At 39.3% G+C, this 12,384-nt stretch carries 13 protein-coding genes, 1 pseudogene and 1 riboswitch; of the genes and pseudogenes, 5 read left to right on the plus strand and 9 right to left on the minus strand.

Annotated elements, in window-relative coordinates:
- Positions 1 to 91 (plus strand): annotated as a pseudogene (locus tag FTV37_RS15670) (IS5/IS1182 family transposase); the annotation flags it as partial.
- 107 nt (positions 92 to 198) lie between these two features.
- Here the strand turns inward: FTV37_RS15670 and FTV37_RS15675 are convergent.
- From FTV37_RS15675 to FTV37_RS15700, 6 genes are all read right to left on the minus strand, one after another.
- On the minus strand, positions 199 to 783 hold the full coding sequence (locus FTV37_RS15675) for a lytic transglycosylase domain-containing protein (protein WP_180064251.1): 585 nt from the start codon (positions 781 to 783) through the stop codon (positions 199 to 201).
- Positions 784 to 1,126: 343 nt separating this feature from the next.
- Entirely contained in the window at positions 1,127 to 1,612 is a 486-nt protein-coding gene (locus FTV37_RS15680) for a GNAT family N-acetyltransferase (protein ID WP_180064254.1), read from the minus strand.
- An 89-nt stretch (positions 1,613 to 1,701) separates the two neighbouring features.
- On the minus strand, positions 1,702 to 2,901 hold the full coding sequence (locus FTV37_RS15685) for an acyl-CoA dehydrogenase family protein (RefSeq protein WP_180005578.1): 1,200 nt from the start codon (positions 2,899 to 2,901) through the stop codon (positions 1,702 to 1,704).
- A gap of 29 nt (positions 2,902 to 2,930) precedes the next feature.
- Positions 2,931 to 4,217: an acyl-CoA dehydrogenase family protein gene (locus tag FTV37_RS15690; RefSeq protein ID WP_180064255.1), complete on the minus strand. Its 1,287-nt coding sequence runs from the start codon at positions 4,215 to 4,217 to the stop codon at positions 2,931 to 2,933.
- A 241-nt stretch (positions 4,218 to 4,458) separates the two neighbouring features.
- Positions 4,459 to 5,832, minus strand: a complete 1,374-nt coding sequence (locus FTV37_RS15695; RefSeq protein ID WP_180064252.1) for an AarF/ABC1/UbiB kinase family protein — start codon at positions 5,830 to 5,832, stop codon at positions 4,459 to 4,461.
- Between the two features lie 157 nt (positions 5,833 to 5,989).
- Positions 5,990 to 6,295: a hypothetical protein gene (locus FTV37_RS15700; protein WP_078191029.1), complete on the minus strand. Its 306-nt coding sequence runs from the start codon at positions 6,293 to 6,295 to the stop codon at positions 5,990 to 5,992.
- Between the two features lie 311 nt (positions 6,296 to 6,606).
- Here FTV37_RS15700 and prmB point away from each other — a divergent pair, with 311 nt between their 5' ends.
- The 3 genes from prmB to FTV37_RS15715 all read left to right on the plus strand — a co-directional run bounded on the left by prmB (position 6,607) and on the right by FTV37_RS15715 (position 9,649).
- Complete coding sequence (prmB, locus tag FTV37_RS15705) at positions 6,607 to 7,617, plus strand: 50S ribosomal protein L3 N(5)-glutamine methyltransferase (protein WP_078193871.1); 1,011 nt, start codon at positions 6,607 to 6,609, stop codon at positions 7,615 to 7,617.
- Positions 7,618 to 7,630: 13 nt separating this feature from the next.
- Complete coding sequence (gene aroC, locus FTV37_RS15710) at positions 7,631 to 8,725, plus strand: chorismate synthase (protein WP_180041467.1); 1,095 nt, start codon at positions 7,631 to 7,633, stop codon at positions 8,723 to 8,725.
- A gap of 408 nt (positions 8,726 to 9,133) precedes the next feature.
- On the plus strand, positions 9,134 to 9,649 hold the full coding sequence (locus FTV37_RS15715) for a GNAT family N-acetyltransferase (RefSeq protein ID WP_180005575.1): 516 nt from the start codon (positions 9,134 to 9,136) through the stop codon (positions 9,647 to 9,649).
- A 102-nt stretch (positions 9,650 to 9,751) separates the two neighbouring features.
- Here the strand turns inward: FTV37_RS15715 and FTV37_RS17965 are convergent, their stop codons facing one another.
- The 3 genes from FTV37_RS17965 to FTV37_RS15725 all read right to left on the minus strand — a co-directional run bounded on the left by FTV37_RS17965 (position 9,752) and on the right by FTV37_RS15725 (position 11,228).
- A complete protein-coding gene (locus FTV37_RS17965; RefSeq protein ID WP_252725827.1) occupies positions 9,752 to 10,015 on the minus strand; it encodes a hypothetical protein in 264 nt (87 codons plus the stop codon).
- 60 nt (positions 10,016 to 10,075) lie between these two features.
- Positions 10,076 to 10,279 (minus strand): hypothetical protein, encoded by a 204-nt coding sequence (locus FTV37_RS17970; RefSeq protein WP_257224367.1) that lies wholly within the window; start codon positions 10,277 to 10,279, stop codon positions 10,076 to 10,078.
- A gap of 175 nt (positions 10,280 to 10,454) precedes the next feature.
- Positions 10,455 to 11,228, minus strand: coding sequence for a hypothetical protein (locus FTV37_RS15725; RefSeq protein WP_180005657.1), 774 nt, complete (start codon positions 11,226 to 11,228; stop codon positions 10,455 to 10,457).
- Between the two features lie 231 nt (positions 11,229 to 11,459).
- Positions 11,460 to 11,550: riboswitch (glycine riboswitch) on the plus strand.
- Between the two features lie 133 nt (positions 11,551 to 11,683).
- On the opposite strand from FTV37_RS15725, the gene FTV37_RS15730 reads away from it, so the two are divergent.
- The gene (locus FTV37_RS15730; RefSeq protein ID WP_180064253.1) at positions 11,684 to 12,301 is read left to right on the plus strand and encodes an FAD-dependent oxidoreductase; all 618 of its coding nucleotides are present in this window, start codon (positions 11,684 to 11,686) and stop codon (positions 12,299 to 12,301) included.
- The last annotated feature ends 83 nt before the right edge of the window (positions 12,302 to 12,384 follow it).

The raw sequence follows: 12,384 nt of genomic DNA on the forward strand, positions 1-12,384 counted from the left end.
TAGAGGAATTGCCACAAGATACGATAAGCTAAAACGTAACTATCAAAGCGCTGTTGCTTTAGCTTGTATATTTATATGGTTGCCTCTTTAGCTCAATTTATCGGCTGTAAATGTCAACACACCCTAGACCTAACAAAATTTATCCTCTTAAGCTTAGTTAGGTCTATATGGTTAAATAAAAGATTAAATTTTTAGAAATTATAAGGAACTTTTTAAATTATTTTGATGTTCTTTAACTTGTTTTGCATAACGTTTGCCTTGTTTTTTCATTTTTCGATTGGTGTTATAAGCGGTAGGTCCGACATTATAGTAGGCTAAAGCTTTTGGCATGCTGCCAGCGGCATTTTTATATTTAGTTAAAATAAATGACCCACAATTAATATTGGTTAATTCGTCATATAAATCCCCAGGGCATGTTGCTTGCCAATAACGTGGCATCACCTGAGTTAAACCGACTGCACCTGCAGGTGAACTGACATAAGGGCGGAAAGTTGATTCTTGGCGAATAACAGCAGCCAGTAGTAAAGGATCTAAGTTGTATTGATCAGCAGTTTGCACAATGTAGGGGGACACTCGATTTGCAGTTTCAGGATTGACTGAATAGGCCTTTTGTATCCCTGATGAAAGTTTAACGGCACGTTTCTCTACAGAGCCACCACCAAGTGATGAACATCCAGAAATCAGGGTTACAGATATAATAACAGTTGAAAACTTTAAGCTGTGAGCGCTCAGGAGCGAAGTAAGACGAGTTGAAAGGTGAGTTTTATTCAGTACATTCTGCATTTATGTTCACTTTAAAATAATCGTGGCTAAGTGTAATTTCTAAAGCGATAGTATGAACTGGAGACTTAGAGGTCAATATTTTCTTAAGATGCTCTGTACAGTGAAATTGTAAGAATTGATGGAAATGTACTCAAATTACATAATTATTTAAGTGAAGAGAGAAAAACAGATAGCATTACTTGTGTCACTATTTCTCTCTTGACATGGTACTTATTAAGATTGTGGGGATATTCAAATCCCGAGAACTTTAGTTATAAAAAAACTAGAATATCCACTCATGAAATATCCCTATTTGAAAAAGCTATAACTTTTTTCAGAGGTATGAATGGAATCTAAGTATAATTTAAAGTGTTTTAAGCATCCAAATTTCGCATGCTTGGCTATGACCTGTATTGCCCTTGGGAGCTTGTAAATGTTGAAATCCTACTTTTTTATAGAGTTTTACCGCTTGTCCAAGTGTATGTGTAGTTTCTAAATAACACGCTTTAAAATTATGATCTTTGGCGAATTGAAAACAAAGTTCTAAAATATCTTTGGCTAAGCCATGACCACGTAATTCAGGCATAAAATACATTTTTTGGATTTCTAAAATGCTTGAATCTCCAGCTAAAGGAGAAAGGCCGCCACCACCTAAAATTGTACCGTGTGGATTTTCAATAACCCAATATTGTGCATTTGCTTGTGCATAAACGTGATATAAATCATCTAAAATTGGATCTGCAACGGCAAATCCTGATTCTGGTGCTAATCCAAATTCTTTGGAAACTGTGCGAATGACATTGGCAATGCTTGCATTGTCTTCAAGTTGAAGTGGTCGGATTTGAAACATAATCATCGAAAAACAAAAAGATGGATTGTTTATAGACTGATCCTATATAAAAATCCATCTTTAAGTTTCAAATTGCTCAAGCAAAGTAATTATTTTAATTCGCTTGAACTTTTACCCAGTTCACGTCGTGCAACGATTAATTGTTGAATTTGCTGTGTTCCTTCAAATATATCAAGGATTTTTGAATCACGTGCCCATTTTTCCAATAATTCATCTTCGTTATAACCAACAGCCGCTGCGAGCTCTACACATTTTAATGTGATTTCATTACCTACACGGCCTGCTTTCGCTTTAGCGATGGATGCTTCACGTGAGTTAGGTTTTTTGTTGTCGGCCATCCATGCGGCTTTGAGCATGAGGAGACGTGCTGCTTCCCAGTCTGCTTCCATACGGTAGATTTGTGCAGCAATATTCGAGCTTTGTAAGATGGGTGTTGAATACTGCTCATCTAGTTCATCTTTAAAGATTTCTTTAATTCGCTCTAAAGATGCCTTTGCACAGCCAATAGCCATCGCAGCAACGAGTGGGCGAGTATTATCAAAAGTTTCCATTACCCCAGCAAAACCCTTAGCTACATCAATTTCAGCATTGCCTAATAAGTTTGCAGCAGGGACACGACAATCAACAAAACTAATAGCAGCCGTATCAGAAGCTTTAATACCCAATTTATGTTCTAGGCGTTCTACAGTCATGCCTGGTGTACCTTTTTCAACAACAAAGGATTTTATCGCTGCACGGCCTAATTTTTTATCTAGCGTTGCCCAAACCACCACTGAATCAGCACGTTCGCCCGAGGTGACAAAGATTTTTTCACCATTGAGGATGTATTCATCGCCATCTTTCGTCGCTGTTGTCCGAATAGCTGCAGAATCAGAGCCACAATTGGGTTCTGTAATGGCCATAGCGGCCCAAGTTCCTTTTAAGCGTTCTAGTTGTTCATCATTGGCTACTGCTGCAATAGCCGAATTTCCAAGCCCTTGTCGAGGCATACTGAGCAACAGGCCTGTATCTCCATAGCACATCTCGATGATACTGAGGGCTGTCGACATATTGACACCGTTTTTATTACCCGTGTCTGTGTCGCCACGTTTATTGACGGCGGCACCTGCATTCATGCCGTCACCGCCATCATTCATACCGTCGACGAGGGAAGACAACATGTCTAATTCTTTCGGGTAGGCATGTTCGGCTTTGTCATATTTACGTGAAATAGGACGTAGAACATTTAAAGCGACTTCATGGGCTTGGTCGATCAGCAATTTAAATTTTTTCGGATTTTGTAAGTTCATGGACATTTCCTTGTTTTTATTTTGCTGAATTAAGCATGTAAGCCAGATTGAAGAATCGCTGTGGCACGTAAGTCTCGATACCAACGTTCTACGGGATGTTCTTTGGTAAAGCCATGACCACCTAATATTTGCACGCCATCTGTCCCAATTTTCATCGATTTTTCAGCACATAGCACACGAGCTAAATAGGCTTCACGATGAAAAGGCTTGCCGGCTTCGGCTAGACTTGCTGCGTTTAGGATGAGCATATGCATGGCATCAATTTCGATTGCCATATCTGCAATCATAAATGCCACACTTTGACGATGTGAAATTGGCTCTCCAAAAGCTGTACGTTCGTTGGCATATTGAATGCAATATTTTTTGACCGCAGTTGCGGTACCAACAGCCATGGCACACCACATTAAATTGCCAAGATCGATAAATGAGGTGTAGTTGAAATCTTGATCGCCTAAGCGTTGGGCAGGGGTCTGATCAAATTTTAAAGTTACCGTTTCAGTGGCTTTCAAACCCATAGCAGGTGTTTTTTTTGCGCTAATGCTCTGGTCACGTTGCACAATAAAAACTTCAGGCTGCCCATTCAGCATGGCGCTCACCAACAGCACATCTGCCTGTTCACCTAAAAGAACTAAGGTTTTCTCCCCACTGATTTTATACTGCTGGCCGTCAGCAATTGCCTGAGTTTTAAGTTGATAAGGATTAAATGCCGCCGTGGCCTCTTGTACCGCAAAGCTTGCGCGCAGGGCTGAATCATCTGCAAATGCCGCTAAGTAGGTTGCTTGAACAGATTCTGAACCCCATTGGGTGATGGCATTGATGCAGCTAAATGTCGACAGTAAGCCTGCTGTTAAACTAAAGTCACCTTCAGCCAATTGTTCCGCAATTAAGATATTGCTAATGATATTTTTTTCTGCCGCGACGCCACCCAAATCTTCAGGTAAGGCATAATAATTTAGACCTAGATCTTGGATATGTTGCCATAAAGCTTCAGGAAATCTTTCCTCTTGATCGGCTTGATGAGCAAGTGGATACAAGACTTCTGTGGCAAACTGCTGCATCGCATCAGCAGTCATTTGTTGTTCTTCAGTCAGGTTTAAATCAAATAATGATTTTTGTTGATTTGGCAAACGTTGCTTATGCACGCCTTTATTGGTCTGAAATGCTTTTTGCGTCTGGCTCAGGGTTTTAAAACCAGCTTTTGAGCTTTGATACAAAGATTTTTCAACAAATTTGCGCAGTTTAAACTGATCGAGTACATCACTTCCGGCAATTTTCGTTAAAAGTGAGAGCCCAAATCCTTGAGCCTTGTTTACCATATTGGTCATTGTTGTTTTCCATTTGCGTTGTTCTTATTTAATGCTGACATGCCAAAGATAGAAAAACCATGTCATAAATGACATGCATGATTGTCAAAGATAAACGGCGAGATTAGGTGGGATTTGATAGCTAAATGATTAATTAAGAATAGAAAAGTAAAAAGGCTTAAATGGATTGTTATTTTAAAATTGACTTGGCTGACATTTGAGTCAGCCAAGTCTTAAGGTGTGTATTGAATGATTATTGATATTTTTGAATCATACGACGAACATTGGTTTTTGCTTCAATGACGGTCATAAAGGTATATGCCCCGATAAATTTACGGCTGATAAACATAAACTCTTTAGGTGGAACTGAGAAGTAGCGAGATGCCATCGATTTTGACGCTTGTTGCATCACACGGCTATGTAATTGGCTTTTTTTCCAATCATAGCGTTGTTGTTCGTCCATAACACCAGCAGGGATGTCCGGGTTATTTTCAGTGCTACTAAATGCCTCTGTTGCTAACAGAAAGACTTTAGCCATATCAGGTTTAATACTTTGTGGAATACCATCAAAGAACTCATAACCTGTCATCGCTTTGACCATTTGCTCAGAGCTGTGATGGTAACCCGCGGTAATCAAATTACGCGCAACGCCTAATAGATGCTCATCGAACTGACGGATCGCACCAAAGTCGAGGAGAACAATTTTATCTGGCACATCCGCACCATTGCCTAAACGGACCAAATAGTTTCCGAAGTTAGGGTCGGTTTGCATTTCACCCCATTCAAAAATTTCGCGTACGGCAATTTCAAGTGATGCTTCACCTAAGGCATTACGGCGCTCTTGAGGAAGTGATAGCATTACAGGGCTATTAATCAGCACACCACGTTCAAAGGTCATACACAGCACTTGAGGTGTTGAATAACCTTCAATGATTTGCGGCACGATATAGCGTGGGTCTTCTTTTAAGCGTGCTGCAAAACGGCGAGTGGTATCTGCTTCGATTTTATAATTTACTTCACGATGCATCATTTCACGAACTTCATCAAACCACTGATCAAATTCACGCGTTTGAGGCACCATTCGTGTCAGTTTGAGCATGTTTTTGAATAGATTCATATCTGAATCGATTGCATCTGCCACACCTGGATACTGGATTTTTAATACCAGTTCTAAACCATCAGATTTACGTTTTGCACGATGAACTTGTGCCAAAGATGCTGTACCAAGCGGCTCATGATCAATCACGAGATCATCAAGTTTTGAGCCAAGTTGATTTTGTAATTGTACTTTGATGGCTGGCCATGCCAATGCGACTGTTTGATTGTTAAGGGTATTGAGGGCTTGGGTGATTTCTTCAGGTAGAAAATGTTCACCATACAACGCCATCATTTGCCCAATTTTTACAATTGAACCTTTTAATTTACCAATTTCTGCGACGAGATATTCAGCCTGATCTTTCATGGCTTTTTTACGCTTTTTCTCTTTTTCTTCCTCACTCGAAAAAATAGAAGTGGCGTTTGATGCTGCCCAACGTGTTCCCGCAAGTAGCGATGCCTTTGCGATAGATAAGCGTCGATCCATAGAAGACGTTTTCAAGTGTTTGAGCTTATCGTTCTGATCTGACATGTAAATTAAATCCTTTAATCAGCAATTCGCAGAAAAATACATTGTAGCTAATTTTAACGTTTCTTAACGTATTAAAATAGTTCAACTTACTGAATATGCAGTAAGCATTTGCAAACTTAAGCAAGATGCCGCGTAGACAGGCACATTGGAAAGAAAACTATAAACGATATTTGATTTTTACCGTATCATTTTGCATCAATGCAGCTTTATGTTCTTCAATATGTTGATGAATAAGATGTTGGACAGATTCGTCTTTAAATCCGGCAGCATAACCTTTGACAATAATAATGCTCGGTAAGCTAAAAAATAGGGTACGTGCGTTTTCTAGACTCGCATCAGGGAAAACTTGATGTTCGATCAGTAGTTGCTGAAAAAATGCCTTTTCAGTTTGCACGTTTAAAGACTGAGTGTCTTCCCAATAGCTTTGACGCATAGCCATGAGGTTATTGTGCTTATAGCTCATTGGAGCTCCGCATTTAAAATTTAACTGTTTGTATGGGGATGATTTTAAGAAAATAAAGCTTAGGATCAAGTACAAATTGCTAAACAATTGAGCTTGAATTGGTTTTTATTCGTAATTTTCATCTATTTGGTTTTATAAAATGCTGAAGAAAGGCCTAAAGTACACATTTCATTTCAGTGAATGTATCAGACCTCATATATACGGTTATGAAATGCTTTCAAGCGGTGAATAATGCCGTATTTTTATTATAAATAGCATCAAAACAAGGTATCATAGGGCGTTTAAAAAATTATGAACTGGAGACGCCTTAAGTGGATCGACCGACTATTAGCCCTGAACATTTACAGGAAGCAGCTGAAAACCTATCAACAATTCGTGATTATATCCGCTTTGGGGTAACAGCTTTACGTCAATATGATGCCCACTTAGGACAAGGTACAGAAGACTATTTTGCTGAAAGCTCAGCATTGGTTTTACAAACGTTATCTCTAGATTGGAATGCAGATGCGGAAATCTTAGATGCGAAATTATTGCCAAGTGAAGTTGCAGAATTTTTAGCATTGTTAGAACGTCGTATTAATGAAAAAGTTCCGACGTCTTATTTACTAAACTTGTCATATTTCTTTGGTAAGCCATTTTATGTCGATGAACGTGTACTGATTCCACGTTCTCCAATTGCAGAGTTAATTGAAAACCGTTTTGCGCCATATTGCTTAGGTGAAAATGGCGAAATGGGTGCTGCGGTTAATAATCTACCTGAAAATGCCAATCCAAAAACTCCTCAGCGCATTTTAGATATGTGTACGGGTTCAGGTTGTATCGCGATTGCTTTAGCTTATGCATTCCCAGATGCTGAAGTTGATGCAACAGATTTATCTAAAGATGCACTTGAAGTGGCGCAAATTAACTGTGAACACCACAATAAACAATATCAAGTGGCTTTACTTGAGTCTGATTTATTCGCCAAAATTCCAGCAGAAAATCAATATGATTTAATCGTGTCGAATCCACCGTATGTGGATGCTGAAGACATGGCAGATTTACCAGAAGAATTCCACCATGAACCTGAAATGGCGCTTGCTGCGGGTCAAGATGGTTTGGATCTTGTACGTAAAATGTTGGCACAAGCTGCAGATTACCTGACTGAAGATGGCTTAATTGTGATCGAAGTGGGTAACTCAGAATGGGCAATGCGTCAAAACTTCAATACCGTTGATTTTTACTGGTTACAATTCCAAAAAGGCGGTACAGGTATCTTTGCATTGACTGCTGCTCAATGCCGCGAATACCGAGATTTATTCATTCAATCTGTTCAAGCATAAGGAGTCGTTTGACATGGCAGGTAATAGTATAGGGCAACTCTTCCGTGTAACGACTTGTGGTGAATCTCATGGCGTTGGTCTGATGGCCATTGTGGATGGGGTTCCACCGGGTATTGAACTGACTGAAGCCGATTTGCAAAAGGATTTGGATCGTCGTAAGCCGGGCACATCTAAGTTTGCGACTCAGCGTAAAGAACCCGATGAAGTTGAAATTATTTCAGGCGTATTTGAAGGTAAAACAACCGGTACATCGATTGGTCTATTGATCCGTAACACAGATCAAAAATCAAAAGATTATGGCAACATTGCGCAAACCTTCCGTCCGGGTCATGCAGACTATACGTATACACATAAGTATGGTTTCCGTGATTATCGTGGTGGTGGCCGTTCGAGTGCTCGTGAAACTGCGATGCGTGTTGCTGCAGGTGCGATTGCTAAAAAATTCTTGTTTGAGAAATTCGGCATCGAAATTCGTGGTCATGTAACGCAAATTGGTACCGAAAAAGCACAGAAATTGGACTGGAATGAAGTTCCGAATAACCCATTTTTCTGTGGTGATGCAGATGCCGTCCCACGTTTCGAAGCTCTCGTAACGTCACTTCGTGAACAAGGAACGAGCTGTGGCGCCAAACTGGAAATTATTGCGACGCAAGTGCCAGTTGGTTGGGGCGAGCCTGTATTTGATCGTTTAGATGCAGATATTGCACATGCCATGATGTCCATCAATGCCGTAAAAGGTGTGGAAATTGGTGATGGCTTTGGCGTTGCTGAGCAGTTTGGTCATGAAACCCGTGATGAGTTAACTACGGATGGTTTCTTGGCAAACCATGCAGGCGGCATTTTGGGTGGTATTTCGAGTGGTCAGGATATTCGTGTTGCGATCGCCTTGAAACCAACAGCTTCCATTACTACGCCGGGTAAAACCATCACGATTAATCGTGAAGATACAGATGTGTTGACCAAAGGTCGCCATGATCCTTGTGTCGGTGTTCGTGCGACACCAATTGCAGAGGCGATGTTGGCAATTGTGCTTATGGATCACTTCATGCGTAACCGCGCACAAAATGCGGATGTAGTCGCACCATTTGCCCCAATTGAACCCAAGTGAGGAAACAAAGCGCTGCTTTGTTCCGAACGCGGTTGGTGAGTAGCGTTAGCGAGTCACAGTAGATAAATAACAAAGCGTTGCTTTGTTCCGAACGCGGTTAGTGAATAGCGTTAGCAAGTCACAGTGGATAAATAACAAAGCGTTGCTTTGTTCCGAACGCGGTTAGTGAATAGCTTTAGCAAGTCACAGTGTATAAATAACAAAGCGTTGCTTTGTTCCGAACGCGGTTGGTGAGTAGCTTTAGCGAGTCACAGTGGATAAATAACAAAGCGCTGCTTTGTTCCGAACGCGGTTGGTGAATAGCTTTAGCAAGTCACACTGATGAGAAAATTGCATAAAAAAACCAGACAATTGTCTGGTTTTTTTATTTCGGTAAACTAGGCCTATGAAAATAAATAGCAAAAAAATATGAATATACGAAATGCTTTACTTGGTGATATTCAGCAGCTTGAAAGCTTAATGAATACAGCCTATCGGGAAAATCATCCCAAGAGTTGGACGACAGAACATCATATTGTTCGAGGAAATCGAATAAATGTGTCTCAACTCAGTCAACTCTTACAAAAAAGGGATTTTCATTTATATGTGATTGAGTCGGTACATGCGCAGATCATGGGGTGTATTGGTATTCAAATGCAGGGGAAGAGCTGTGAAATTGGTCATTTTGCAATTCATCCAAATGAGCAAGCTCAGGGCTTAGGAAAAAAATTATTGCAATTTGCAGAACAGCAAGCGATGTTGATTGAACCCAATGTTGAAGAATTTGTGATGTATGTGATTGATCGGCGTTTAGAATTAATAAAATATTATCAACGACGTGGCTATAAGCTTACAGATGAAAATCAAGCCTATCCTCTTCATCTAGAGGTAGGTCAACCGATTTGTGAACTGACAATTAAACAATTAATTAAACGAATAAAATAAAGACCATGTGATGCATTTGATCAATTTATAAAGCGAGATGAATAAAAAATCCCCAAAAAACATACACTAACTTTTGGGATTTTGATTTTAGACTATTTGGGCTTAAGAGTAAGCACGTAAAAATAGTCGGTAGGCATCTGATGATTTTTGGTTTTTTAGCATATAGTGTGCGATTTCACCTTGGTTGGTATTCATAATCACCGCAATATCTTTTGCGTCACAGAATTGTTTAAGCACAGTATCTGGGATCATCACGGTATTAGAAGAATCAATCACATTTGAATTATCTAAGCGACGATAATTTGTTTGACCTATTGCAGGATAAGACAATACTTTGCCGTCGATCACAAAAGATATTTCATTCATATCAAGCTGCTGTTGATCATAAGAATGCAGTGAAAGTACATACTCACCTTTATTCTTTTGCTAATCAATTGCAAGTTCAGGACATTTTTGTCCAGTTTCACACAGTAATTGACCTCGAGTAATGGTTCGTTGGATTACGTTACTGTTTTCAACGGTATTCACACCTTTTAGCTTCAAGGTTCTTGTTTCAGGTTTATTTTTAGGTACGGTAATACAACCTGTGAGTAGTAGGAGTGTAAATCCTAGAACTAAATAATTTTTCATGTGTTTTTCCATGTTAGCGTTATTTTTATAAGCAATATTTATTTTGGCGCATATTCACGCAGAAAAAACAAAAAAGTAAAATACATCACACTTTTCTAGTTTTGTTTGAGCACTGCTTTGATATAAGTGGTCGATATTCAAATAAAAAATATTATTAAGTGATGTAAATCTTATTTCATTGAAATTTAGATAACTTAAGTAAGATCTGTGATTTTGCGCTATCAATCTGCTCGGGATTGGTTTGTCGAGACAATTGGTCACGTGGTTTTTCGCCTAAAAAATATTTGATCCGTTCAGCATTCGCACCCGATGGATGGGGAAGTCCTGCTAAAATCTGCTGATCTTTTAAATAGCCTAAGCTGCTTACATAATTTAAAACCTCATCTACACCTTTGCCTAGCGGAATATAAATTGCGTTCGGAAGCTGTTGAATCATAGGAATAAAATAATCATCAATATGTTGTTTTAATAATTCATTTTTCAACATTGCGGGCGTTGAGCCTGCATAATTTTTTCCATTGACCAAAATACATTGCTGTAAAACCGAACACATTTGCACCATATCTTGATGATTGCTAAATAGCTCTGCAGTGGTCTGTATGCCTAATTGATTCTGTAATCCAATATGATCTAGCAGTTGAGTTAAATTTTTACGAATAGGACCACTAAAAGCACCACTATTCTTGGCAAGTTTAAGTATGTTTTCCTCAGATAATTGCTGCTCTACGCCGTCCTTCGCTGCAATTAATGCATTACGCCATTGTTGTTGGCCTGGGCAGATGCCGACGATGACCACTTTTGCATCATGATTTATGGCCTCGAATGGTGCATAAAAGCTTTGAATAGTTCCCAGAGTTTTAAGACGGAGTAAATCACTTTGAGTTAATTCTTCAATAGAATGTGTTTTGATCACAGATGCAAAGCAAGAGAAAAGGGTAGAATCCGACATAAAACTTCAATCTTTCTAGATATAAATTTCATTCAGTATTTTAAACCTTTATTTTAAAGATGAAGTATTTAGGTATAAAAAAATTGATTTTAAATTTATAACCTAATAACTTAAATCGATATAAAAATATTATTTAACAATATTGACCCAAATAGGACTTGAGATTTGGTACAAATATTGCTCATATCTAACTAAGGCAATACCAAGATGAATGCCGAATAAAAAAACGAATGGATGATTGCAGGAGAGAAGCACAGATCGTGCTCGCCGAAGGAGCAAGTTCCCCCAGGAAACTCTCAGGCAAAAGGACTGTAATCATATAAAAATCTGGAGAGAAGTAGGCTAGACCTACTCACCGAAGGGGAAGGTTGACATTGCTTCGCAAGGAACCAAAGCTCTCAGGTAACAATGACAGATGGGGCGAACATAGGAAATATAATTTCCAAGGAGCCTATATGTGTCATATTGTTGTGATTGGTGCAGGTATTACTGGGGTAACGACAGCTTACGAACTCGGATTACTCGGTTATCGTGTCACTGTGGTCGATAAACATCTTTATCCTGCGATGGAAACGTCGTTTGCCAATGGTGGTCAATTATCAGCGTGTAATGCTGAGGTGTGGAACCAAAAAGCAGCGGTGGTGAAAGGCATCAAATGGATGTCACAAAAAACCGCGCCATTACTATTAAATCCAAGTTTTAATCTTCATAAATATTCATGGCTTTTTGAATTTATGGGGCATATTAAAGATTATCGTGAAAATACTCACGAGACTGTCCGTCTTGCATTGATGGCACGTCAGCGCTTATTTGAAATAGCTGAGCATGAAAACTTACAGTTTGATTTAGAAAAACGCGGCATTTTACATTTCTTTCATAATCAACATGATTATGAGGTGGCGACTCAAGTTAATAATATGCTCTGTGAAGGTGGTTTAGAGCGTCATCCTGTGACATTAGCTGAAATCCGTGATATTGAGCCTAGTCTGACAGGTGAATACTATGGTGGTTTTTATTGTCCGGGGGATGAGAGGTGGTTCCACTTGTTTGAACAACTAAAAGCGTATTTATAAGTGATATTCCGCTCTAGTTAAGCCACCTTGTTTTGTTGGGGTAGCTGATCATAGTAAAACTCATTTGGTGTCATTTTGTCTAG

Source organism: Acinetobacter sp. YH16042 (assembly GCF_013417245.1).
GTDB lineage: Bacteria > Pseudomonadota > Gammaproteobacteria > Pseudomonadales > Moraxellaceae > Acinetobacter > Acinetobacter amyesii.

Bases quoted from the DNA above. Each gene is read 5' to 3' on its own strand.
- FTV37_RS15675 (WP_180064251.1), bottom strand. From the start codon at position 783: ATGCAGAATGTACTGAATAAAACTCACCTTTCAACTCGTCTTACTTCG.
- FTV37_RS15680 (WP_180064254.1), bottom strand. From the start codon at position 1,612: ATGTTTCAAATCCGACCACTTCAACTTGAAGACAATGCAAGCATTGCC.
- FTV37_RS15685 (WP_180005578.1), bottom strand. From the start codon at position 2,901: ATGAACTTACAAAATCCGAAAAAATTTAAATTGCTGATCGACCAAGCC.
- FTV37_RS15690 (WP_180064255.1), bottom strand. From the start codon at position 4,217: ATGGTAAACAAGGCTCAAGGATTTGGGCTCTCACTTTTAACGAAAATT.
- FTV37_RS15695 (WP_180064252.1), bottom strand. From the start codon at position 5,832: ATGTCAGATCAGAACGATAAGCTCAAACACTTGAAAACGTCTTCTATG.
- FTV37_RS15700 (WP_078191029.1), bottom strand. From the start codon at position 6,295: ATGAGCTATAAGCACAATAACCTCATGGCTATGCGTCAAAGCTATTGG.
- aroC (WP_180041467.1), top strand. From the start codon at position 7,631: ATGGCAGGTAATAGTATAGGGCAACTCTTCCGTGTAACGACTTGTGGT.
- FTV37_RS15715 (WP_180005575.1), top strand. From the start codon at position 9,134: ATGAATATACGAAATGCTTTACTTGGTGATATTCAGCAGCTTGAAAGC.
- FTV37_RS17965 (WP_252725827.1), bottom strand. From the start codon at position 10,015: ATGAATGAAATATCTTTTGTGATCGACGGCAAAGTATTGTCTTATCCT.
- FTV37_RS17970 (WP_257224367.1), bottom strand. From the start codon at position 10,279: ATGAAAAATTATTTAGTTCTAGGATTTACACTCCTACTACTCACAGGT.
- FTV37_RS15725 (WP_180005657.1), bottom strand. From the start codon at position 11,228: ATGTCGGATTCTACCCTTTTCTCTTGCTTTGCATCTGTGATCAAAACA.
- FTV37_RS15730 (WP_180064253.1), top strand. From the start codon at position 11,684: ATGTGTCATATTGTTGTGATTGGTGCAGGTATTACTGGGGTAACGACA.